We start from the raw sequence: 22798 nt of genomic DNA on the forward strand, positions 1-22798 counted from the left end.
CCATGCTCCGCCGAACCGCGCTCGCCCTCACGGCGCTCGCCCTCGCGCTTCCCGCCGCGGCGCAGGAGGCGCCCTGGCCGAACCGGCCCATCACCATCATGGGCGGCTTCCCCAACGGCTCCGGCGTGGACATCTACGCGCGCAAGCTGGCGGAGCCGCTCACCCGCGCGCTCGGCGTGCCGGTCGTGGTGGACAACCGCACGGGCGCCGGCGGCAACATCGCCTCCGAATACGTCGCCCGCGCGCGGCCGGACGGCTACACCTTCCTGCTGGCGACCGCGGGCACGCACGCGATCAACGCCACCCTCTACAAGTCGCTTCCCTTCGATCCGCTTCGGGACGTGACGCATATCGCCATCCTCGGCGACGTGCCGAACGTGCTGCTGGTCAGCCCGCAGCACTCCCCTAGCCTCCGCACCTGCCGCGACCTGATCGCGGCGGCGAAGGCGAAGCCGGGCGGTCTTGCCTATGCCTCCACTGGCAACGGCGCCTCCACGCACCTCTCGGCGGTGCAGTTCGCCGTCGCCGCGGGCATCGACGTTCTGCACGTGCCCTATCGCGGCCAGGGGCCGGCCATGGTCTCCCTGCTGGCCGGGGAGTCCGCCTTCTTCTTCAACCAGAGCGGGCCGAGCATCGCGCCGGTGCAGCAGGGCCAGCTCCGTGCCCTCGGCGTGACCACGCGCGCCCGCCTGGCGCCGCTACCCGAGGTTCCGACGATCGAGCAGGCCTGCGGCCTTCCGGGCTTCGAGAGCAGCACCTGGTACGGCCTGATCGCCCCGCCGCACCTGCCTGCCCCCATCCAGGCCCGCATGGCGGAGGAAGTGGCGCGCATCATCGCGCAGCCGGACTTCGTCACCTGGCTGACGGACAACCAGGGCATCACCCCGCCGGCCGATCCGGGGCCGGAAGCCTTCCGGCGCATCCACGAGGCGGATATCGCCCGCTGGGGCGAGATCGTGCGGCGCTCGGGGGCGCAGGTGGACTGATCCCGGATAGCCCACGGTGAAGAGGCCGGGGCCCCTACCAGGGGCCTAGGCCGCCATCCCCAACGCGGGTGCGATGCTCAGGCGATCAGGACCTGCCTTGGCCCCGGACCACCACTCAGCCCTTTTTCGCCTCGGCGTTCCGCTTCCGCGTCGCCGCCGCCTTCCGCGCGGAGGCCGACCGCTGCTCCGGTGTGCGGGAGGAAGCGGCCTTCTTGGCAGAGGCCGAGCGCATCGCCGCCGGGCGTGCCGCCGAGGCGGTCCCGCCGCGCTCCCCGCCGGTGCGGGAGGGCTGGGTGTTCATGGGCTTGCCTCGGCCGGAGCCGCTCTTCTTCCCGCCGCCCGTCTCCTTGTTGACGGTGGCCCAGGCCCGCGCCTCCGCCTCTTCCACGGGAACGCCGCGTTTCTCGTAGCCCTCCTCGATATGGGCGGCCATGCGCTTCTGCTTGTCCGTATAGGCGGATTTGTCACCACGGGGCATCGTTGCGCTCCTCTTGGGCGATGATGCCGGAACAACGCAGGAACCCCGCGAGCGGTTGGGCACCCCCCATGGCCCCGCCCCCCCGCGCTACTATATAACGCGGCCAGGTCACGACCTCTCCCTCCCGAGGCTCCCCATCATGTCCGAAATCCTGCCTGTTCCCGTCACCGTCCTCACCGGCTATCTCGGCGCCGGCAAGACCACCCTCCTCAACCGCATCCTCACCGAGAATCACGGCCGCAAGTTCGCGGTGGTGATCAACGAGTTCGGCGAGATGGGCGTGGACCAGGACCTCGTCATCGATGCCGACGAGGAGGTCTTCGAGATGAACAACGGGTGCATCTGCTGCACCGTGCGCGGCGACCTCATCCGCATCCTCGGCGGGCTGATGCGCCGCAAGGACAAGTTCGACGGCATCATCGTCGAGACCACGGGCCTCGCGAATCCCGCCCCCGTCGCCCAGACCTTCTTCGTGGACGAGGACGTGAAGCGCGCGACGCGGCTGGACGCCATCGTCACGGTCGTGGACGCCAAGCACCTGCTGACCCGCCTGGGCGACAGCCCGGAGGCCGAGGAGCAGGTGGCCTTCGCCGACGTCATCGTGCTGAACAAGATGGACCTGGTGACGCCCAAGGAGGCGGACGAGGTCGAGCGCCGTATCCGCGCCATCAACCCGACGGTCGAGATCCGCCGTGCCACCAAGTCCGACGTGCCGCTCGATGCGGTCATCGGCCGCGACGCCTTCCGCCTCGACCGCATCCTCGCGCGCGAACCTGAATTCCTGAGCGGCGACGACGAGCACAGCCACGACAGCGCCGTGCAGTCCGTCTCCTTTGAGGTGGATCAGCCCATCGACGCCGAGAAGTTCAACGCCTGGATCGGCGAGCTGCTGCAGACCAAGGGCCAGGACCTGCTGCGCACGAAGGGCATCCTGCACTACGCCGGCGACGACCGCCGCTTCGCCTTCCAGGCCGTGCACATGATCGCGGACGGCGACTACATCGGCCCCTGGAAGGAGGGCGATCCGCGCAAGTCGCGCATCGTCTTCATCGGCCGCGACCTGAACCGCCCGCGGCTGCGGCGCGGCTTCGAATCCACGGTGGCCGCCTGAATGTCGGGCGTTGCGGAAGCGGACTTCCTCCTCGACCAGCGCGGCACCGGCCGCGAGCTCGGCGCCTGGGTGGTGGGCGCCGTCTTCGGGCGCGAGGGCCGCACGGCCGGTTTCGCGCTCTCGGACGGCACGGTGCACCTCGCCGCCACCGCTGACCACGCGGGCGAGTGGAGGCGGCTGGAGGCGCATGACGGCGCCGCCCTCTCGCTCGCACCCGATTGCGCGGAGGGCCTGCTCTCGGGCGGCGACGACGGCAAGCTGCTGCGCATCGCGCCCGATGGCACGACGGAGACGGTGGCGGATTTCGGCACCATGAAGTGGGTGGACCACGTCACCACCCACGCGTCCGGCCTGCGCGCGGCGGCGGTGGGGAAGAACGTCCACCTGTTGGACGGCCGCGGCGCGAAGCTGAAGGCTTTCGGCCCGCATCCCTCCACCGTCGGCGGCGTCGCCATCGACGCGAAGGGCAAGCGCGTCTTCGCCTCGCACTACAACGGCGTCTCCTCCTGGTTCGTGGCGGCGAAGGAGGACAAGCCGCGCGTGTTGGAGTGGAAGGGCAGCCACCACGCCATCGCCGTCGCGCCCGACGGACAGGCGGTGGTGACGGCGATGCAGGAGAACGCACTGCACGGCTGGCGCCTGACCGACAGCCAGCACATGCGCATGTCCGGCTATCCCGCGAAGACGCAGTCCATCGCTTTCACCGCCAAGGGGCGCTGGCTGGCCTCCTCGGGCGCGGATTCCGTCGTGCTCTGGCCCTTCTTCGGCGGCGGCCCCATGGGCAAGGCGCCGACGGAGATCGCCGGTGGAGATCAGGTGGTCTGCACGCGCGTCGCCTGCCATCCGCAGCACGAGGTGGTGGTCGCGGGCTTCGCGGACGGCCTCGTGCTGATGGCGGAGATCGCCTCGGGCAAGGTGGTGCCCATTGCCGCCCCCGGGCGCGGCTCCGTCTCCGCGCTGTCATGGAACGCGGCGGGAACGCATCTCGCCTTCGGCACGGAAACCGGCTTCGCGGCGCTTCTGGACTTGGCGAAGCGCTGACGCATCCCCACCCTCCCGCGCCATGAGCGATCGCATCACCACACCCCGCCTCTCCATCCCGCGCCTGGGCTTCGGCACCTGGCGGCTCTCCGGTGCCGAGTGCCAGGCCGCCGTGGAGTCGGCCCTCGGCCTCGGCTACCGCGCCGTGGACACGGCGGAGATGTACGGGAACGAGGAGCCGGTCGGTGCCGGCCTCAAGGCCTCCGGCCTGCCACGCGGCGACATCTTCCTGACCAGCAAGGTCTGGTGGGAAAACCTCGGCCGCATCCGCCAGCACTGCGAGGCCTCGCTCTCGCGCCTCGGCACCGACTACCTCGACCTCTATCTCATCCACTGGCCCTCGCCTGACATCGACGTGCCGCAGGCGATGCATGACCTCGCGCGGCTGCGCGAGGAGGGGCTGGCGCGCGCTGTCGGCGTCGCGAACTTCCCCGCGGGCCTGCTCAAGCGCGCCATCGAGACCGGCGTGCCGATCGCGGCGAACCAGGTCGAGTACCACGCCCTTCTCTCGCAGGACCGACTGCTGGAGGTCACCCGCGCGCAGGGCATTGTCCTGACCGCCTACGCGCCACTTGCCCAGGGGCGCCTGGCCTCGGACCCGCGGATCGGCGCCATCGCCGGGCGGCACGGCGTGACGGCTGCCCAGGTGGCCCTCGCCTGGTTGCTGCGGCAGGACGGGGTGAACGCCATCCCGAAGGCGTCGCGGCCCGAAACGCAAAAGGCGAACCTCGAGGCCCTCGCTCTGGCCGCGAAGCTGACGGACACGGATGTGGCGGAAATTGACGCGCTGCCGAAGGATCAGCGCTTCGTGAACCCGCCCTTCGCGCCCGACTGGGCGACCTGACGGGCACTACCTGATGGGGGCTGCTCTGCTCCCGTCCCCTCAGGTGTAGCGAACGGGATTATTCCAGCCGGCCGGCGTGATGCAGAAATGCACGGCCGGGCGAAGCACTGCCTCGCTCTCGTTGGACGGAACCTCGGTCTCCTCGACGGACCGGGGCGCCGGCCGCGCGGCATGGCGCCGGGCCTGTGCAGGGGCCGTGGCCCGCTGCTGCGGCCGGGCGGCGGGGCGCTGCGCCACGCGCTTATGAGCGCCGACCTGGGCGCTCACATGGCGCCGGATGACCGCTGTCGCAGCCGTGATGGGAGCAGCGGCATCGCAGACCGTTGCAGTGACGAAGGCGGGCGTATCGGCGGCTTGCGCGACCGGGGACAAGACCAGGAAGCCGAAGAGTGCGAACGCGCCGATCTTCATCATTGCAGTGCCCCTCGGCCCAATAATTTCAATGACTTGTGGAAAGGTCTTGAATCAACCTCGCGGAATGAACGCGGAGTCGGGAGCTTGGGTTTCGCGAAGCCGAAGGCCGGTTCAGGCGTTGGGCGGGCGGCAGCAATTCACAGAGGCATTCGGGACCCCTTCGATGAGCGACAAACCCGGTGGAATCCCTGGCCCACCCGAGAACGAGGATGGCGAGGTCGATCTCGGCATCAGCCTCCCGGCAGTGGCTAACATCATCGATGCCGCCCGCGCCTCCGAGGAGGCCGAGGAGGACGAGGATGCCGACACCGACCTCGTCGGCAAGGCTGACCCGGAGGCGGAGGACCTGGAGACACAACTTGGCGAGTTGAACGACGAGGAGCAGTGCTCCCTCATCGCCCTCGCCTGGGTGGGCCGCGGCGACTACGAGCCGGACGAGTGGGAGGAGGCGCTAAACCTCGCGCGGGAGCGGCACGAGGCCGACCCGGCGGGATACCTCACCAGCCTCGACCTGCTGGGCGACCTCCTGGCCGAGGGCCTGGCCGCCTTCGGCATCGTGGTGGAGGAGATCGAGCGCTAGCCGATCGCGGGCCCAGGCAGCCCCGCGATCTCGCGCACGAGCTTGCGACGCACGGCGTTGCCGAAGGCCTCGAAATCCTCGGCGGCGATGAGGAAGGCGCCATCCCCGCCGATGACGGAGTCCCGATAGTACTGGTCGAGCGGGATCGGCGAGGGGCGCCCGAAGGTCGGCCGGTCGTTCATGATCGGCAGCCCGTTGATCGTGATCCCCTCTGCCACCAGCCGGTCCCGCACGCCCTCCACCGGCATGCCGCTGTTGTTCACGCCGTCGCCGGAGACGTCCACCACCCGACGCGTGCCCTCGAAGGGCGATTCCGTGAGGGTGCGCAGCGCGAAGTCGAGCCCGCCGGAGATCGAGGTCCAGGAGAGGGCGACGCGCGGCGCGCGGGCGAGGGTATCGGCCCAGGCCGTGGCCTCAGCGGGGGCCGAGATGCGCGTCCAGGGAATCACCAGTCGCTGGTAGTCCGCGCCCGCCCATTCGACGTAGGCGAGCGCGATGGCGCCCGTCATCCCCGCGCGGATCGCTTCCATCACGCGGGGGTCGGTCACGGCGCTGCGATATCCCTCCCGCTGCAGCCGCGCCTCGTCCTCGTCGATGGAGCGGGAGACATCCACCGCCAGGACAAGCAGCAGGTCCACTGCCTCCTCGGCCCGCGCCGCCAGGGGAAGTAGCGCGGCACCGCCCGCCGCCAGAACCGACCGACGCCGCATGGCGCATGCCCCTCCCGCAACCGCTGATCGGCGATCACACCAGGGCCTACACGCCCGGCGCAATGCTTTTCGTTAGGCAGCGCCGTCCGGCAGCAGCACCGCGGGCCGCGTCGCAGGATCGGGCGCCCAGCCACCCGGCGCCGGCCGCAGCAGCGGCGCCGCGAAGCCCGCGCAGACCGGGACCGCCGCGGGCCAGGCGGGCACCCAGCGGTCGCCCTGCGCCATCGCGACGCACAGCCCCACAGGCACGACGCCCGCCCGCTCCAGCAGCACCATCCCCGCGAGCGCCGAACTGCCCGTGCTGATCACGTCGTCCACCAGCAGCACCCGCCGCCCCGCCAGCCGGGCCAGGATCCGCGGATCGAGCCACATCCGCCGTTCCCCCGGTGTGGTGGAGGAGGAGACGGGAACCGAGAGCCCCTCCTCGTACCAGCGCTTGCGGGAATAGCCGGCAGCCACCCAGTTAGGGTGCCCTAGAGCCTCCGCAACCAGCGGCGCCAGGGCATGGCCGAGCGTGGGCAGGCCGCAGACCACCTCCGCCCCCAGCGGCCGCGCCGCCTTGACCATCCAGCCCACCAGCCGGTGGAGAACGGCGAAGGAGGCCTGGTTGACGATCAGCCCTGTGACCGCCACCTCGCCGTAGTCCCGCAGCGGCAGGCGCAGCGCGCTGCCGTCCGGCATGGGCAGGGCCGCGCTGTCGCGATGGGGTGGCGCGTCGGGCGCCGGTTCAAATCCTTGCCAGAACTGCATGGAACGGCGCTTGGCATGCGGGATGCCACTGGTCCAGCCTGTGACCGGCCTTGCCGCCCGGCCGCGCCTCGGGCATCCGCCTGCCATCACCGGAGACAGAGCATGATCCCCCGCCGCCACCTCCTCGCCGCCTCCGGCGCCGCCTTCCTCTCCTGGGACGCGGTGATCCGGGCGGCGCACGCCCAGACGCCCCCCGGCGTCATCGTCATGGCGAAGCAGATCGACGACATCATCACGCTCGATCCCGCCGAGAGCTTCGAGTACACGGCACAGGAGATCGCGGGGAACGTTTACCAGAAGCTCGTCACCACTCCGAACGACGATCCCTCACGCCTCGTCGGCGACCTCGCGGAGAGCTGGACCGCGAGCAACGACGCGCGGACCTTCACCTTCCGCCTCAAGCCCGGCCAGAAGTTCGCCAGCGGCAAGGAGGTCACGGCGGAGGACGTCGTCTACTCCCTCCAGCGCGTGGTGGCGCTGAACAAGGCCCCGGCCTTCATCATCAACCAGTTCGGCTTCACCAAGGACAACATGGCGGGGACGATCCGCGCCACGGACCCGCGCACGGTCGTGCTGACTACCGCCGAGCCGACCGCCACCTCCTTCCTCCTCTACTGCCTCTCCGCCGCCGTCGGCAGCATCGTGGAGAAGGCCACAGTCACCGCCCGCGCCCAGGGCGATGACTGGGGCAATGCTTGGATGAAGGGCAATTCCGCGGGTTCCGGCGCCTACAGCGTCGTCTCCTGGCGCGCGAGCGAGGCGGTGACGCTGCAGGCCAACCCCAACGCCGCGCATGGCCCCGCCACGCGCCGCATCATCATGCGCCATGTCGCCGATCCCTCCGCGCAGCTCCTCGGCCTGCAGCGGGGCGACTACGACATCGCGCGCAACCTCGCCTCCGACCAGATCAAGACGCTGGGCACGGACAACCGCTACACGGTGGTCACGCAGCGCAAGGCGAGCCTTCTCTACGTCGCGATGAACCAGAAGAACCCCATCCTGGCGAAGCCGGGGGTTCGGCAGGCGATCAAGATGGCGATCGACTACGAGGGTATCCAGCGCAACATCGTCCCCAACAACTACGCCGTGCACCAGGCCTTCCTGCCGGAGGGCCTGCCCGGCGCGCTGACCGAGAAGCCCTTCAAGCTCGATGTCGCCGGCGCCAAGCGCCTGCTGGCCGAGGCGGGACACCCGGACGGCTTCGAGTGTGCCTTCGACTTCTTCTCCGGCGCGCCGGTGGGCGACATCGCCCAGGCGCTCCAGGCGAACCTCGCGGCCATCGGCATCCGCCCGCGCATGCTGCCCGGCGAGATGCGCTCGGTCATCACCAAGACCCGCGCCCGCCAGCACGACCTCGCGCTGCTGCGCTGGGGCTCGGACTATTTCGACCCGCACAGCAACGCCGAAGCCTTCAGCATGAACCCCGACAACGGGGACGACGCGCGGAACAAGACCCTCGCCTGGCGCTCTGCCTGGGCCATCCCGGAACTCACCGCCCGTACCCAGGCCGCCGTGCGCGAGACCGATACGGAGAAGCGCGTCGCGATGTACGAGGCGATCCAGCGCGACCACCAGCAGCAGAGCCCCTTCGCGGTGATGCTGCAGGAGCTGGAGGTGGCGGTGACCCGCAACAGCGTGCGCGGCCTGCAGATCGGCGTGCTGAGCGACCGCACCAGCTACGCTCCGATCGCCAAGGCCTGATCGGTTGCTGCGGGCGCGCCTCGGGGCGCTGGCGGCCACCGCCGCCAGCATCCCCATCACCCTCCTCGGCCTCGTCGTGGTCACCTTCTTCATCGGCCGCGTCGTGCCGATCGACCCCGTACTGGCCGTGGTGGGGGACCGCGCGCCCGCGGACGTGGTGGCGCGCACGCGGCTGGAACTCGGCCTCGACCAGCCCCTTTACGCGCAGTTCTGGCGCTACCTGACCGATATCGTCACCGGCAATCTCGGCCGCTCGGTGATGACCTCCAACCCCGTCTGGGAGGACATCGCCCGCTACTTCCCCGCCACCTTCGAGCTGGCGACGCTGGCGATCATCGTCGCCGCGATCATCGGCATCGGCCTCGGCGTGCTGGCCGCGACACGCCAGGGCTCCTGGGTGGACCAGGCGGTGCGCGTCTTCTGCCTCGCCGGCCATTCCCTGCCGGTCTTCGTTCTCGCCCTCGTCTCGCTGCTGGTGTTCTACGCCTGGCTCGGCTGGCTGCCGGGCCCCGGCCGCCAGGGCATCGTCTTCCAGGACATGGTGGAGACCCGCACCGGGCTGATGACGGTGGACGCCGCGCTGGCCGGCGACTGGCCGGCCTTCTGGGACGCCGTCGCGCATCTTATCCAGCCGGCCGGCGTGCTCTGCCTCTTCTCCCTTGCTTACATCGCCCGCATGACGCGCGCCTTCATGCTGGCGGAGCTTCGCGCCGAATACGTGACCACCGCCCGCGCCAAGGGCCTCTCCTGGCCGCGCATCGTCTGGCGCCACGCCTTCCGCAACACCGCCGTCCCGCTGGTGACGGTGATCTTCCTCACCTACGCCGGCCTGCTGGAGGGCGCGGTGCTGACCGAGACGATCTTCGCCTGGCCCGGCCTGGGCCAGTATCTCACGGTCTCGCTGCTCAACGCCGACATGAACGCGGTGCTCGGCGCCACCCTCGTCGTTGGCCTCATCTACGTCGTACTGAACCTGCTGGCCGACCTGCTCTATCGCCTGATGGATCCCCGCACGCGATGAGCGACCCCGCCTCCCCCATCGCCGATGCAGCGACCGCCACCGCGGCGCTGGAGCCGGTCGCGCCCGACGCCGTGCCGGAGACCGCCGGCGCCCCACCCCCGCCGCAGGAGGGCGCCGCCTCTGGCCGCCGCGCCTGGCTGCTGACGGACGCGCCGGCCTCCCGTTCTCAGGCCGCCTGGGGGCGCCGCTACCAGGCCTGGCTCGCCTTCCGCCGCAACCCGCTGGCCATGGCGGGGCTCGGCGTCATTCTGCTCATGCTCCTGCTGATCCTGCTGGCGCCGGTGCTGGCGACGCACGACCCCGGTATCCAGGAACTCGGCAACCGCCTCGCCGCGCCTTCCGCCGCACACCTGCTGGGCACGGACGAGCTGGGCCGCGACGTCTGGTCCCGCCTTCTCTACGGCGGACGCATCACGCTCGGCATGGTGCTGGCGGTCGTGTTGCTGGTCGCTCCCATCGGCCTGCTCGTCGGCTGCGTCGCGGGCTACGCGGGTGGGCTCTGGGACCGGCTGCTGATGCGGGCGACGGATGTCTTCCTCGCCTTCCCGCGCCTCATCCTCGCGCTGGCCTTCGTTGCCGCCATGGGGCCGGGCGTGGAGAGCGCCGTCATCGCCATCGCGCTGACCGCCTGGCCGCCCTATGCCCGCCTCGCGCGGGCGGAGACGCTCACGATCCGCCGCACGGACTACGTCGCCGCCGCGCGCATGACCGGCGCCTCCCCCGCGCGCGTCGTGCTGCGCCACGTTTTGCCGATGTGCCTGCCCTCCCTCATCGTGCGCGTGACGCTGGACATGTCCTCCATCATCCTCACCGCGGCCGGCCTCGGCTTCCTCGGCCTCGGCGCGCAGCCGCCCCTGCCGGAATGGGGCACGATGATCGCGACCGCGCGCCGCTTCATCCTCGACCAATGGTGGGTGGCGGTCATGCCGGGCATCGCGATCTTCGCGGCCTCCCTCGCTTTCAACCTGCTGGGCGACGGCCTCCGCGACGTGCTGGACCCGAAGCAGCGATGAGCACCGCTCTCCTGGCCGGCGAACCCCTGGTCGCCGTCCGCAACCTCCACGTCGATTTCTCCTCGGCCACGGGCGTCACCCAGGCCGTGCGCGGCGTCTCCTTCGCCATCGGGCGGGAAAAGCTCGGCATTGTCGGGGAGAGCGGCTCGGGCAAGTCCGTCACCGGCCGCGCGCTGATGGGCCTGCTGCCGGGCTCCGCGCGCGTGCGAGCCGACGTGCTCCGCTTCGGCACCACCGACATCCTGCACGCGAGCGAGCGCGAGATGCGCGGCCTCCGTGGCGGCCGCATCGGGCTCATCCTGCAGGACCCGAAATACAGCCTGAACCCCGTGGTGACCGCGGGCGCCCAGATCGCGGAGGCCCTGCGAGCCCATAGCCGCCTCGGCCGGCGCGAGGCGCGCGACGCCGCCATGGCCCTGCTCGAATCCGTGCAGATCCGCGACCCCCGCCGCGTTCATGACGCCTACCCGCACGAGCTCTCCGGCGGCATGGGCCAGCGCGTGATGATCGCGATGATGCTGGCCCCCAACCCCGAGCTGCTGATCGCTGACGAGCCGACCTCTGCCCTGGATGCAAGCGTCCAGGCCGAAATCCTCCGCCTGATCGAGGAGCTGGTGGACAGCCGCGGCATGGCCCTGATGCTTATCAGCCACGACCTGCCTCTCGTCTCCCGCTTCTGCGACCGCGTGGCCGTGATGTATGCGGGCCAGGTGATGGAAGAACTGCCCGCCGCCGACCTCCACCGCGCCACTCACGCCTATACGCGCGGCCTGCTCGAATGCCTGCCCTCCCTCTCCGAAAAGCGGGAACGCCTCGCGACGCTCAGGCGCGACCCTGCCTGGCTGGCGCCCCGCTCATGATCGACATCAGGGACCTCGACGTCCGCTTCGCAGCCAACCACGTCCTGCGCGGCGTCTCCTTCCGGGTTGCCCCCGGCGAGACCTTCGGCTTGGTGGGCGAGAGCGGAAGCGGCAAGTCCACCGTGCTGCGCGCCGTCGCCGGACTGGTCACGGAATGGACCGGCCGCATCGCCGTGGACGGCAAGCCGCTCGGCGGGAAGCGCGACCGCGCCTTCTACCGCCTCGTTCAGATGGTCTTCCAGGACCCCTACGGCTCCCTCCACCCGCGCCAGACCGTGGACCGCATCCTGTCGGAACCGCTGGCTGTGCACGGCTTCACCGACGCCGACGCCCGCATCCCCCGCGCGCTGGAGGAGGTGGCCCTGCCCCGCGCCGCGCGCTTCCGCTACCCGCACCAGCTCTCGGGCGGGCAGCGCCAGCGCGTGGCCATCGCCCGCGCGCTGATCGCCGATCCCCGCGTGCTGCTGCTGGACGAACCGACCAGCGCCCTCGACGTCTCCGTCCAGGCGGAGGTGCTGAACCTGCTGGCCGACCTCCGCGCGGCGCGGGGCCTCACCTGCATCCTCGTCTCGCACAACCTTGCGGTCGTCGCGCATCTTTGCGGCCGGCTCGCGGTCATGCAGGGCGGCCGCATCGTGGAGGAGCTGGACGAGGCGTCGCTGCGCGCCGGCCGCGCCGCCCACCCGCACACGAGGGACCTCATCCGCCTCTCGCGGGACCTTGAGGAAGCCTAAGCGACGCGCCGCACCACTCGCGCCGGGTTCCCCACCGCCAGCACGCCCGCCGGCAGGTCGCGGTTCACCACCGCGCCCGCCCCCACCACCGTGTCGTCGCCGATCGTGACGCCCGGCAGCACGATGCAGCCGCCGCCGAGCCAGACATTGCGCCCGATGGTCACGGGATGCGCGCTCTCGATCCCTGCGGCGCGCGGCCCGGGCTCCAACGGATGGGTCGCGGTGTAGATCTGTACCGAGGGCGCAACCTGGCAGCTGTCCCCGAGCGTGATGGGCGCGCAATCGAGGAAAACGCAGTTGAAGTTGACGTAGCTGTCGGCCCCGAGGCGGATGTTGCTCCCGTAGTCGCAGCGAAATCCCGGCATCACCTGGGTCACGGGGCCGATGAAGCCTAGCAGCTCCTCCAGCACCGCGCGGCGAGCCGCTTCGTCCGCGGGCGGCAGGGAATCCATGCGCTGCACGAGCGCACGGGCGCGCTGTCGCTCCGCCAGCAGGAGGGGGTCCATGCCGTTATAGGGCAGGCCAGCCAGCATCTTCTCGCGCTCGGTCATGCCGCAGTCTCCCCCGGCTAGCGCCCGCAGCCAAGGCCGCCCAAGCCCTCTCGTTCCCGCCCAACCGGTAGGCAACCATCGGACCGTTCAGCATTCCTGCCGCAGGATGGCGCATCCCTGCCTACGCAAGCGCCAGTTCGGCAGGTCGGCCAAGGTGGAAGGCTGTCCCGGAATTGGCACGCTTCTCGCAAGCCCGTGACCGTCCGGCCAGTCGCGGGGATATCCGCGGGCGCACCGGCCCATCTGGGACGACAAGAAGATGACGCTCTCCCTCACCCGCCGCGCCGCCCTGGCCGGCCTGGGTGGCGCGCTGGCGATGCCCGCGATCCGCCCCTCCTTCGCCCAAGGGGCACCCATCAAGGTCGGCGTCCTCCACTCCCTCTCCGGCACCATGGCGATCAGCGAGACGGCGCTGCGCGACACGGTGCTGATGATGATCGAGTGGGCGAATGCCCAGGGTGGCGTGCTCGGCCGCAAGCTGGAGCCGGTGGTGGTGGACCCCGCCTCCAACTGGCCCCTGTTTGCAGAGAAGGCGCGCGAGCTTCTCGCCGTGTCGAAGGTGGACGTCACCTTCGGCTGCTGGACCTCCGTCTCCCGCAAGTCCGTCCTGCCGGTCTTCGAGGAGCTGAACGGCCTCCTCTTCTACCCCGTGCAGTACGAGGGCGAGGAGCAGTCGAAGAACGTCTTCTACACCGGCGCCGCACCGAACCAGCAGGCGATCCCGGCGGTGGAGTACCTGATGGGCAAGGACGGTGGCGAGGCCAAGCGCATCGTCCTACTCGGCACGGACTACGTCTACCCGCGCACCACCAACCGCATCCTGCGCGCCTTCCTGATCAGCAAGGGCATCCCCGAGAGCGACATCATGGAGGAGTACACGCCCTTCGGCCATTCCGACTGGCAGGGCATCGTCTCCCGCGTGAAGACCTTCGCAAACCAGGGCAAGCGCACCGCCATCGTCTCCACCATCAACGGCGACGCCAACGTTCCCTTCTACCGCGAGCTCGGCAACCAGGGCATCAAAGCCGAGGACATTCCCTGCGTCGCGTTCAGCGTCGGCGAGGAGGAGCTGGCGGGCATCGACACGAAGCCCCTCGTCGGCCACCTCGCGGCCTGGAACTACTTCATGTCCGTGCCCGGCAAGCCGAACGACGACTTCAAGGCGATGTGGCGCGCCTACATCAAGAACGACAAGCGCGTGACGAACGACCCGATGGAGGCCACCTACACCGGCTTCCGCATGTGGATGCAGGCCGTGCAGAAGGCGGGCACCACCGCGGCCGATCCCGTGCGCCAGGCGATGTACGGCCAGAAGGTGATGGCCCCCTGCGGCTACGAGGAGGAGATGCGCCCCAACCATCACCTCACCAAGCCCGTGATGATCGGCGAGATCCAGGAGAACGGCCAGTTCAACATCGTCTACAAGACGCCGACCGCCATCGCGGCCGAGAACTGGTCCCCCTTCATCCCCGAGAACGCCAGCCGTCGCGGCTGACGTGAAGGAGCGGGCGGCGGGGCCCCTTCCCCGCCGCTCATCCCAGAAAATGGCGCGCCTCCTCCTCCTCATCGTTCTTCTTCTCGCCCGCCCTGCCCTGGCGCAGGACGCCTATCTCGACGCGCTCCCCGGCCTCGCCGGCGGCTTCGGCGCCCAGGCGGAGGCGGTGGAGCGCCTCGGCGCGGGCGGTAACCCGCGCGCCCTGCCCGTGCTCCGCGCCCTCTCCGAAGGGCGGCTGATGAAGCGCGACAGCACCGTCATCCTCAACGGCACCGACGCCGCGACCGGCCAGCCGCTCGACGCCACCGGCGCCGAGACGGTCCGCATCAACAACCGCGTCCGTTCCGCCCTCCGCGGCGCGCTCGGCCGTCTGCAGCTCGTCTCCGCCAACCCGGACGAGCGCTTCGCCGCCGCCGAATCCGTTTTCCGCAGCCGCAGCGCCGAGAACATCCCGGGCCTTGAGGCCGCCATCGCGCGCGAGACGGTGCCGCGCGTGAAGGAGCGTCAGGAACTCGCCCTCGCCGCCTCCCGCCTCGTTGCGCCCGATGCCGCCGTGAAGCGGCAAGGCATCGCCACCCTCGGCGGCGCTTCCTCCGAGGACGCGCGCGCCCTGCTGCTGGAAGCCCGCAACGCCAACCCCGAGCTCGCCGCCGAGATCGACGCCGCCATCGCCGCCATCGACACGCGCCTGACCTTCAAGCGCGCCGCCGAAACCCTCTTTCAGGGCCTCTCCCTCGGCTCCGTCCTGCTGCTCGCGGCGCTGGGCCTCGCCATCACCTTCGGCGTCATGGGCGTGATCAACATGGCCCATGGCGAGTTCGTCATGCTCGGCGCCTACACCACCTTCGTGGTGCAGGAAGCCTGCCGCGGCATCCCCTGGCTACTCCCTTGGTCCCTCCCCCTCTCCGTCCCCGCCGCCTTCCTCGTCGCCGGCCTCGCGGGCGCCGCGCTGGAGCGCGGGCTTATCCGCCACCTCTACGGCCGCCCGCTGGAAACCCTGCTGATGACCTTCGGCGTCGGCATGATTCTCCAGCAGGCCGTGCGCCTGGCCTTCGGCGCGCAGAACCGCGAGGTGATCTCACCGGCCTGGATGCAGGGCACGCTCCCCCTCCCCGGTGGCATCCTCATCACCCAGAACCGGCTCTGGGTGATCGTCTTCGCGATGCTCGTCCTCCTCCTCGCTATCGCGGCCATCCGCCTGACGCGCTTCGGGCTGGAGATGCGCGCCGTGGTGCAGAACCGCCGCATCGCCGCCACCATGGGCATCCGCACCGGCCGGGTGGACGCGCTGACCTTCGCCTTCGGCTCGGGCATCGCCGGCATGGCCGGCGTGGCGCTGAGCCAGATCGACAACGTCTCCCCCAATCTCGGCACCGGCTACATCATCGACAGCTTCATGGTCGTCGTCTTCGGCGGCGTCGGCTCCCTCGTCGGCACGCTGGTCGGCTCCATGGGCCTCGGCGTGCTGAACAAGGTAATCGAGCCCTGGGCCGGTGCGGTGCTCGCCAAGGTCGCGGTGCTCGTCATCATCATGCTCTTCATCCAGCGCCGCCCGCGCGGCCTCTTCGCCCTCAAGGGACGGGCGGCCGACGCATGAGCGGGATCACCGCCACCCCCGCTGCGCGCGGCATCCCACCCCGCCTGCTCGTGCGGGGAGCCATCCTTGCGGGCATCGCCCTCCTGGCGGCGCTGCCGCTCCTCAACCTCCTCCCCGCTGGCAGCGCGCTCCGCGTCTCGGATTTCACCGTCGCCGTCACCGGCAAGTGGATCTGCTACGCCGTGCTCGCCCTCGCGATCGACATCGCCTGGGGCTATGCGGGCATTCTCTCCCTCGGCCACGGCGCCTTCTTCGCGTTGGGCGGCTACGCCATGGGGATGCACCTCATGCGGCTCATTGGGCCGCGCGGCGTCTACGGGCACCCGGTGCTGCCGGATTTCATGGTCTTCCTTGGCTACCGCGAACTCCCCTGGTACTGGCTCGGCTTCGAGCACTTCCCCTACGCGCTCCTCATGGCCCTGCTCGTGCCGGGAGCGCTCGCCTTCATCGTCGGCTGGCTCTCCTTCCGCAGCCGCATCACTGGCGTCTACTTCTCCATCCTGACGCAGGCGATGACCTACGCCCTCATGCTCGCCTTCTTCCGCAATGACATGGGCTTCGGCGGCAACAACGGCTTCACCGACTTCAAGGAGCTGCTGGGCGTACCGCTTAATACCCAGGCCGCGCGCTCTGGCCTCTTCTACGCGGCGCTGCTTCTTCTCGCGGGCTGCCTGTTCCTCTGCCGCCACATCGTCTCCACCAAGCTCGGCCGCGTGCTCGTCGCGGTGCGGGACGCGGAGAGCCGGGTGCGCTTCCTCGGCTACTCCGTCACCTCCTTCAAGCTCGCGGTCTTCACCCTGTCGGGCATGATGGCAGGCTTGGCCGGCGCCCTCTACGTGCCGCTCGTCGGCATTATCAACCCCGGCGAGTTCGCACCCGGCAACTCCATCGAGGCGGTGATCTGGGTCGCCGTCGGCGGCCGCGGCACGCTGATCGGCGCGGTGCTCGGCGCCTTTTCCGTCAATGCCGTGAAGACCTGGCTCACCTCCTTCGCGCCGGACCTCTGGCTTTTCGCTCTCGGCGGCCTGTTTGTCGCCGTCACCCTGCTGCTGCCCCAGGGGCTGGTCGGCCTGTTCCGGAGGCGCGCACGGTGACGAAGCGGCAGGGCCTCTATCTCGACGGCGTCTCGGTCGTCTTCGACGGCTTCCGCGCGCTGAACAACCTCTCCCTCATCGTCGATCCCGGTGAGCTGCGCGCCGTCATCGGCCCCAACGGCGCGGGCAAGACGACGATGATGGACGTCATCACCGGCAAGACCCGCCCCACCGCCGGCACAGTCCGGTTCGGCGACCACGATCTGACCCGGATGGACGAGGCCGCCATCGCCAATCTCGGCATCGGCCGCAAGTTCCAGAAGCCGACGGTGTTCGACGCACTTACCGTTTTCGAGAACCTCGAGCTCGCGCTCAAGGCCCCGCGCGATCCCCTCTCCTGTCTCCGCTGGCGCCTCAACGCTGTTTCCCGCGCGCGGATCGGGGCGGTGCTGGAGGAGATCGGCCTCGCCGCCCGCGCGGCGGACCTCGCGGGCGTCCTGTCTCACGGCCAGCGGCAATGGCTGGAAATCGGCATGCTGCTGATGCAGGACCCCGAGTTGCTGCTGGTGGACGAGCCCGTGGCGGGCATGACCGACCAGGAAACCGAGCAGACTGCCGCCCTCCTCCGCCGCATTGCCGGCCACCGCAGCGTGGTGGTGGTAGAGCACGATCTCGAATTCGTCCGCGCCCTCGGCGAGAAGGTCACGGTCCTGCACGAGGGCACGATGCTGTCGGAGGGCTCCATCGACGCCGTGCAGAACGACCCCCGCGTCATCGAAGTCTATCTGGGGCGCTGAGGGATGCTCAGGGCCACCGGCATCCGCCTCTCCTACGGCGCCAGCCTTTGCCTCCGCGGCGTGGATCTCGCGGCCGATCCCGGGCGCATCACCTGCGTCCTCGGCCGCAACGGCGTCGGCAAGTCCTCGCTCATGCGCTCCGTCATGGGGGTGGAGCGCATCTCCGCCGGCCGCATCGAGTGGGAGGGCCGCGACATCGCGGGCCTCTCCCCCGCCGACCGCGCCCGCGCCGGCATCGGCTACGTCCCCCAGGGGCGGGAGATCTTCCCCTTCCTCACCGTGCAGGAAAACCTCGAAACCGCCCTCGCCGCCGCCCCGCGCGGAGCCAAGGTGTCGTCGGAGGTCTTCGACCTCTTCCCCATCCTCCGCCAGTTCCTTCGCCGCCGAGGCGGCGATCTCTCGGGCGGGCAGCAGCAGCAGTTGGCCATCGCCCGCGCCCTGACCGCCCGCCCCCGCCTGCTGATCCTCGACGAACCCACCGAGGGCATCCAGCCGAGCGTCATCAAGGATATCGCCCGCGTCATCCGCCATCTGGCGAAGGACCGGAACATGGCCGTGGTACTGGTTGAGCAATACTACGAGTTCGCCCGCGACCTAGCCGACCGCATCACCGTCATGGTCCGCGGCGAAGTCGCGCTGGAGGGCGAGGTCGGCGCGCTCGAGGAGGAGTCGGTCCGCCGCCTGCTGACCGTCTGAGGGGGATGGCGCGCCGGCGATCCACACGGCGCGCAGGGGCGAGGGCCCTCCGCCCACCACAAACCGGGGCCGCCCGCCCGCGTTCCCCGCCCGGCATCCGAAAGGGCGGTTCATGGCAGAGGGAAAGCGGGTCGCGCTGGTTACCGGCGGCTCGAAGGGCATCGGGCGCGGCATCGCGCGGCGCCTGATGGCCGATGGCTGGCACGTCATCACCGCCGACACCGAGGCCGAGGGCCCCGCTGAGGCCGCCCGACACCTCCGCGCCGACATCTCCGACGAGGCTGCCGTCCGCGCCCTCATCGACGGCATCGCGGCCACCGAGGCGCGGCTGGACGGCCTCGTCTGCAACGCCGGCATCATGGTGCGAAAGCCACTGCGCGACCTCTCGCTCGCGGACTGGTCCCGCGTCATTGGCACCAATCTCACCAGCACCTACCTGCTCGCCCGCGCCGCCGAACCCCTGCTGCGCGCCGCGAAGGGTGCCATCGTCACCATCGCCTCCACCCGCGCCCACCAGTCGGAACCGGATACGGAGAGCTACGCCGCCTCCAAGGGCGGCCTCCTCGCTCTCACCCACGCCCTGGCCATCAGTCTCGGCCCCGACGTGCGCGCCAACGTCATCTCCCCCGGCTGGATCAACGTGCGGGACGAGCGGCTGAGCGAGCGCGACAACGCCCAGCACCCCGCCGGCCGCGTCGGCCGCCCGGAAGACATCGCCGCCCTCGCGGCCTGGCTCCTCAGCCCCGAGAGCGGCTTCGTCACCGGGGCCGAATTCGTGTCGGACGGGGGGATGACGCGGAAGATGATCTACGAGGAGTGACGCAGGTGGCCCCCGGAGAGGGCTCCGCCCCCTCCGGACATCCGAAGGCAATACCTTGGCTCCCCATATCGCTGTCGCGGAGGCGGTGATCGGCGGCCGACGCTTCTTGTGCGGTGCCCTCCCTGCGTGTGTCGTCGCCTCGGGTCCATGGCCCGAGGCGCATCGGCCGCGAGGCATCCCCAACTGGAAGAAAAAGATAATGGTGAGGGGTCCGGGGAGAGGAAGAACTCCTTCTTTCTCTTCCCAGGGTTCATCAGCGCCCCCGTTCAGAACAAGACCCTACCCGCTCTGAGTAGCCAACCAGGCCGGCGCCCGCCGCGCCTTGAAGGCCGCGATCCCCTCGTCTGCCTCCCCGCTCGTCGTGCAACGGGCAAAGGCCAGGGCCCCGGCTTCCGCGTAGCCGTCCGGCACGGCCCCGCCGAGGGCCGCCAGCATCGCCTTCGTCTCCGCCAGCGCGCCCGGGGCGCCTTGCAGAACGTCAGCGGCCGTCGCCTCCACCAGTGCCTCCAGAGCCGCGGCATCGGGCGCAACCTGGTGCACCAGCCCGATCCGCGCGGCCTCGGCGGCGTCCATCACGTGGCCTTGCAGCACCATGCGCGCCGCCTGGCTGCGCCCGGTGCGGCGAACGATCCAGGGCAGGATCTGCGCTGCCACCAGCCCGCGCCGCACCTCGGGCGCGGCGAAGCGCGCGTCGCCGCCCGCCAGGGCGATGTCGGCCGCGCAGACGAAGCCAAGGCCGCCCGCGAAGGCCGATCCCTGCACGGCGGCGATCACCACCTGCGGCAGGGCGGCCAGTGCCGCGAAGCGTGCCCCGATCGCCCGGTTGCGCTCGAGTTGCGCCGCCATGCGCTGCTCCTCCGGCAAGGGGGCGCCGACCTCGTCCAGGTCCAGCCCCGCGCAGAAATGCCCGCCCGCGCCGGAGAGCACGAGCACGCGCACCGAGCGGTCCTCGCGCAGTTCGGCCAGCAGCGCGTCGATTGCCGCGGAAAGCGCCCCGTTCAACGCGTTGCGCCGGGCGGGGCGGTTCAGCACGGCGCGCACCAGTCCCCCGCGCCGCGTCACCAGAAGCGGTTCGTCGCTCATCGGACATCCTCCATCCCGCCACGGTCATGCCGGGCCCAGGGCAGCGGGGCAAGACGGCCGAGCATCGCGGCCCCCTGGGCTTCCCACCCCCGCCCGGTCCCGTGCTACGGATCGCAGCGGCATGCGCCACGAACGATAACCTCGAAGAAGGCTTCCTATGTCCCAGCGCACGCAGGTCGGCATCGTCGGATGCGGCCCCGCCGGCCTCTTCCTCGCCCACCTCCTGCACCGCGCGGGCATCGAGAGCGTGATCCTGGAGAACCGCTCGCGCGAGGCGGTGGAGAGCACCATCCGCGCTGGCGTGCTGGAGCACTGGGTGACCGACCTCATGCGCGAGATGGGCCTCGGCGCGCGCATGGACCGCGAGGCCCACATCCACAGTGGCATCACCCTGCAATACGGCCCGAACCGCTTTCACCTCGACGTGACGGAACTCACGGGCGGCAAGCAGGTGACCGTCTACGCCCAGCACGAGGTGCTCTGCGACCTCATCGCCGCCCGCATCGGCGATGGCGGCACCATCCATTTCGAGGTGAGCGGCACCGCCTTCCACGACGTGGAGAGTAAGGCACCCCGCATCGCCTTCCACCACAAGGACGGTACGCCGGACGAGCTGCTCTGCGACTACGTCGTCGCGGCGGACGGCTTCCACGGCCCCGGCCGCAAGGCGATCCCGGAAGCGGTTCGCCAGGAATACAACAAGACCTATCCCTTCGGCTGGCTCGGCATCCTCGCCGAGGCCCCGATCTCCTGGCACGAACTCATCTACGCCCGTCACGAGGACGGTTTCGCCCTCCTCAGCACGCGATCCCCCGAGATCCAGCGCATGTATATCCAGTGCGATCCGGCCGACGACATCGCCAACTGGCCCGATGGCCGCATCTGGGCCGAATTGCACAAGCGCCTCGAGATCGCCGGGAACTGGCACCTCTCGGAGGGCCGGATCTTCCAGAAGGGGATCATCCCGCTCCGCAGCTTCGTCTGCGAGACGATGCGCCACGGCCGCCTCTTCCTCGCCGGGGACGCCGCCCACATCGTGCCCCCCACCGGCGCCAAGGGCCTGAACCTCGCCGTCGCCGACGTGCTCGTCCTCTCCCGCGCCCTGGAGGACGCCATCCGCCATCACCGCACCGACCGCCTGGACGCCTATCCCGCCACCGCCCTCCGCCGCGTCTGGAAAGCCGAGCGCTTCAGCTGGATGATGACGACCATGCTCCACGTGGACGAGGCGGAATCACCCTTCGAACACCGCATCCGCATGGCCGATCTCGACTTCCTCTCGGGCTCGCGCAACGCACAGGCTGCGGTGGCCGAGAACTACGTCGGCCTGCCCTTCGACGCATGAACGGTTCTACCGGCAGCGGGCTGAACCGCTGTTTCTGGTCCGGGCCGACGGCGCTGGTGACTCCGGGGAGAGGAAGAAGGAATTCTTCCTCTCCCCGGACCCCTCACCATCATCTTCTTCTTCCAGTTTGGGATACCTTGCGGCCGGTGCGCCTCGGGTCGCTGCCCCGAGGCGACTGCACGCGCAGAAAGGGCACGAAGAAGAACTGGCCCCGATCACCGCATCGGCGAAGCCAGATGGGGATCCAAGGGCCTCAGGCCCTTGGCTGGAGAGGTGCCGGAGAGGGCAGCGCCCTCTCTGGCGGCGCTAACCCTCGTAGTCGGTATCTCCCCCTGAACCCCCTCAGATCACCACGCCGCCGCTGACATGGATCACCTGCCCCGTGACGTAGCCCGCGCCCGGCGAGGCCAGGAAGGCCACGGCCGCCGCCACGTCCGCCGGCGTGCCCAGCCGGCGCATGGGGATGCGCGGCAGCACGGCGTCCCAGGCCGCGGGGTCTAGTGCCGCATGGGCGCCCGCGTCCTTGCGGGTGAAACCCGGCGCCACCGCGTTCACCGTGACCGCCGGCGCCCATTCGAGGGCCAGCGCCCGCACCAGTGCCTCCGTCCCTGCCTTGGCCGCGGCGCTGGCGGGAAAGACCGTCGTGTCCGTCCGAAACAAATGCGCAACGAACGAGGAGACGGCGATCATCCGCGCGGCGCGGCCCTCCGCCCCCGCGCGGCGCAGGTGCGGCCCCGCCGCACGAGCCAGCCGCAGGAAGCCCCAGAGAACGGTGTCGGCGCTGCGAGCGAAGTCCTCGTCTGTCAGGGCGGAGACAGGGGTGCGATCGGCGAAGCCCGCATTGGCCACCACCACGTCCAGCCCGCCGAAGGCGGCAGCCGCCTCCTCCACCAGCCGCGCGGGGGTGGAAGCGTCTGTCAGGTCGCCCATCAGCACGAGGGCCGCGGCGCCGGCGGCGCGCAGCTCGGCGGCGACGGCCTCGGCGCCCTCCCGGTTCCGGCGGGCATGCACTGCGATGGCAGCGCCGGGCAGGGCCATGGCGCGTGCCACCGCCGCCCCGATCCCGCTCGAAGCCCCCGTGATCAGGATCCGTCGCTCGGCCATTCGCCATTCCTCCCCAGCCGGGCCCCTGGCCGC

General features: G+C 70.4%; 24 protein-coding genes. 17 read left to right on the plus strand and 7 right to left on the minus strand.

Going from position 1 to position 22798, the window contains the following annotated elements; genetic code table 11:
- The first annotated feature begins 2 nt into the window (after window positions 1-2).
- A complete protein-coding gene (locus D9599_RS11320; RefSeq protein ID WP_198381341.1) occupies window positions 3-986 on the plus strand; it encodes a tripartite tricarboxylate transporter substrate binding protein in 984 nt (327 codons plus the stop codon).
- Between the two features lie 115 nt (window positions 987-1101).
- On the opposite strand, the gene D9599_RS11325 is transcribed toward D9599_RS11320, so the two are convergent.
- Window positions 1102-1464, minus strand: coding sequence for a plasmid stabilization protein (locus D9599_RS11325; RefSeq protein ID WP_198381342.1), 363 nt, complete (start codon window positions 1462-1464; stop codon window positions 1102-1104).
- Window positions 1465-1603: 139 nt separating this feature from the next.
- Between D9599_RS11325 and D9599_RS11330 the strand changes: the two genes are divergently transcribed.
- Genes D9599_RS11330 through D9599_RS11340 form a run of 3 tightly spaced genes read left to right on the plus strand, consistent with a single transcriptional unit; the run spans window position 1604 to window position 4460 of the window.
- Complete coding sequence (locus D9599_RS11330) at window positions 1604-2575, plus strand: GTP-binding protein (protein WP_198381343.1); 972 nt, start codon at window positions 1604-1606, stop codon at window positions 2573-2575.
- The gene (locus D9599_RS11335) at window positions 2576-3616 is read left to right on the plus strand and encodes a WD40 repeat domain-containing protein (protein ID WP_198381344.1); all 1041 of its coding nucleotides are present in this window, start codon (window positions 2576-2578) and stop codon (window positions 3614-3616) included.
- A gap of 22 nt (window positions 3617-3638) precedes the next feature.
- Window positions 3639-4460 carry an aldo/keto reductase gene (locus D9599_RS11340; RefSeq protein ID WP_198381345.1) on the plus strand — a complete coding sequence of 274 codons (822 nt, stop codon included), beginning with the start codon at window positions 3639-3641 and terminating at the stop codon, window positions 4458-4460.
- Between the two features lie 39 nt (window positions 4461-4499).
- Here D9599_RS11340 and D9599_RS11345 read toward each other — a convergent pair whose 3' ends face one another.
- A complete protein-coding gene (locus tag D9599_RS11345; RefSeq protein ID WP_198381346.1) occupies window positions 4500-4874 on the minus strand; it encodes a hypothetical protein in 375 nt (124 codons plus the stop codon).
- 163 nt (window positions 4875-5037) lie between these two features.
- On the opposite strand from D9599_RS11345, the gene D9599_RS11350 reads away from it, so the two are divergent.
- Complete coding sequence (locus D9599_RS11350) at window positions 5038-5454, plus strand: DUF3775 domain-containing protein (protein WP_198381347.1); 417 nt, start codon at window positions 5038-5040, stop codon at window positions 5452-5454.
- On the opposite strand, the gene D9599_RS11355 is transcribed toward D9599_RS11350, so the two are convergent.
- Together D9599_RS11355 and D9599_RS11360 are read right to left on the minus strand one after the other, a co-directional pair.
- On the minus strand, window positions 5451-6164 hold the full coding sequence (locus D9599_RS11355) for a DUF1194 domain-containing protein (RefSeq protein ID WP_198381348.1): 714 nt from the start codon (window positions 6162-6164) through the stop codon (window positions 5451-5453). The two genes, D9599_RS11350 and D9599_RS11355, sit on opposite strands and share 4 nt — an antisense overlap.
- A 72-nt stretch (window positions 6165-6236) precedes the next feature.
- Entirely contained in the window at window positions 6237-6914 is a 678-nt protein-coding gene (locus D9599_RS11360; protein WP_198381349.1) for a phosphoribosyltransferase, read from the minus strand.
- A 102-nt stretch (window positions 6915-7016) separates the two neighbouring features.
- On the opposite strand from D9599_RS11360, the gene D9599_RS11365 reads away from it, so the two are divergent.
- From D9599_RS11365 to D9599_RS11385, 5 genes are read left to right on the plus strand one after another with little or no spacing between them, the layout of a single operon-like run.
- Complete coding sequence (locus tag D9599_RS11365) at window positions 7017-8615, plus strand: ABC transporter substrate-binding protein (protein WP_198381350.1); 1599 nt, start codon at window positions 7017-7019, stop codon at window positions 8613-8615.
- Window positions 8616-8619: 4 nt separating this feature from the next.
- Window positions 8620-9636, plus strand: coding sequence for an ABC transporter permease (locus D9599_RS11370; RefSeq protein ID WP_198381351.1), 1017 nt, complete (start codon window positions 8620-8622; stop codon window positions 9634-9636).
- Window positions 9633-10649 carry an ABC transporter permease gene (locus tag D9599_RS11375; RefSeq protein WP_198381352.1) on the plus strand — a complete coding sequence of 339 codons (1017 nt, stop codon included), beginning with the start codon at window positions 9633-9635 and terminating at the stop codon, window positions 10647-10649. The genes D9599_RS11370 and D9599_RS11375 overlap by 4 nt, the downstream gene beginning before the upstream one ends.
- Entirely contained in the window at window positions 10646-11509 is an 864-nt protein-coding gene (locus D9599_RS11380; RefSeq protein WP_198381353.1) for an ABC transporter ATP-binding protein, read from the plus strand. Before D9599_RS11375 ends, D9599_RS11380 begins: the two co-directional genes overlap by 4 nt.
- Window positions 11506-12243, plus strand: coding sequence for an ABC transporter ATP-binding protein (locus D9599_RS11385; RefSeq protein ID WP_198381354.1), 738 nt, complete (start codon window positions 11506-11508; stop codon window positions 12241-12243). Before D9599_RS11380 ends, D9599_RS11385 begins: the two co-directional genes overlap by 4 nt.
- On the opposite strand, the gene D9599_RS11390 is transcribed toward D9599_RS11385, so the two are convergent.
- Entirely contained in the window at window positions 12240-12794 is a 555-nt protein-coding gene (locus tag D9599_RS11390; protein ID WP_198381355.1) for a sugar O-acetyltransferase, read from the minus strand. The two genes, D9599_RS11385 and D9599_RS11390, sit on opposite strands and share 4 nt — an antisense overlap.
- Before the next feature lie 259 nt (window positions 12795-13053).
- On the opposite strand from D9599_RS11390, the gene urtA reads away from it, so the two are divergent.
- The 6 genes from urtA (at window position 13054) to D9599_RS11420 (ending at window position 19233) form a co-directional block, all read left to right on the plus strand.
- Complete coding sequence (gene urtA, locus D9599_RS11395; RefSeq protein ID WP_198381356.1) at window positions 13054-14289, plus strand: urea ABC transporter substrate-binding protein; 1236 nt, start codon at window positions 13054-13056, stop codon at window positions 14287-14289.
- A 49-nt stretch (window positions 14290-14338) separates the two neighbouring features.
- Window positions 14339-15886: an urea ABC transporter permease subunit UrtB gene (gene urtB / locus D9599_RS11400; protein WP_198381357.1), complete on the plus strand. Its 1548-nt coding sequence runs from the start codon at window positions 14339-14341 to the stop codon at window positions 15884-15886.
- Window positions 15883-16980 carry an urea ABC transporter permease subunit UrtC gene (gene urtC / locus D9599_RS11405; RefSeq protein WP_198381358.1) on the plus strand — a complete coding sequence of 366 codons (1098 nt, stop codon included), beginning with the start codon at window positions 15883-15885 and terminating at the stop codon, window positions 16978-16980. Before urtB ends, urtC begins: the two co-directional genes overlap by 4 nt.
- A complete protein-coding gene (gene urtD / locus D9599_RS11410) occupies window positions 16977-17717 on the plus strand; it encodes an urea ABC transporter ATP-binding protein UrtD (RefSeq protein WP_198381359.1) in 741 nt (246 codons plus the stop codon). Before urtC ends, urtD begins: the two co-directional genes overlap by 4 nt.
- 3 nt (window positions 17718-17720) lie before the next feature.
- Window positions 17721-18413: an urea ABC transporter ATP-binding subunit UrtE gene (gene urtE / locus D9599_RS11415; protein ID WP_198381360.1), complete on the plus strand. Its 693-nt coding sequence runs from the start codon at window positions 17721-17723 to the stop codon at window positions 18411-18413.
- A gap of 112 nt (window positions 18414-18525) precedes the next feature.
- A complete protein-coding gene (locus tag D9599_RS11420; protein ID WP_198381361.1) occupies window positions 18526-19233 on the plus strand; it encodes an SDR family oxidoreductase in 708 nt (235 codons plus the stop codon).
- Window positions 19234-19512: 279 nt separating this feature from the next.
- On the opposite strand, the gene D9599_RS11425 is transcribed toward D9599_RS11420, so the two are convergent.
- On the minus strand, window positions 19513-20316 hold the full coding sequence (locus D9599_RS11425) for an enoyl-CoA hydratase/isomerase family protein (RefSeq protein ID WP_198381362.1): 804 nt from the start codon (window positions 20314-20316) through the stop codon (window positions 19513-19515).
- Between the two features lie 157 nt (window positions 20317-20473).
- Here D9599_RS11425 and D9599_RS11430 point away from each other — a divergent pair, with 157 nt between their 5' ends.
- On the plus strand, window positions 20474-21661 hold the full coding sequence (locus D9599_RS11430) for a 4-hydroxybenzoate 3-monooxygenase (RefSeq protein ID WP_198381363.1): 1188 nt from the start codon (window positions 20474-20476) through the stop codon (window positions 21659-21661).
- Window positions 21662-22003: 342 nt separating this feature from the next.
- On the opposite strand, the gene D9599_RS11435 is transcribed toward D9599_RS11430, so the two are convergent.
- Window positions 22004-22765: an SDR family NAD(P)-dependent oxidoreductase gene (locus D9599_RS11435; protein ID WP_198381364.1), complete on the minus strand. Its 762-nt coding sequence runs from the start codon at window positions 22763-22765 to the stop codon at window positions 22004-22006.
- Window positions 22766-22798: the final 33 nt, after the last annotated feature.

The organism is Roseomonas sp. KE2513 (genome assembly GCF_016107305.1).
Classification (GTDB): domain Bacteria; phylum Pseudomonadota; class Alphaproteobacteria; order Acetobacterales; family Acetobacteraceae; genus Roseomonas.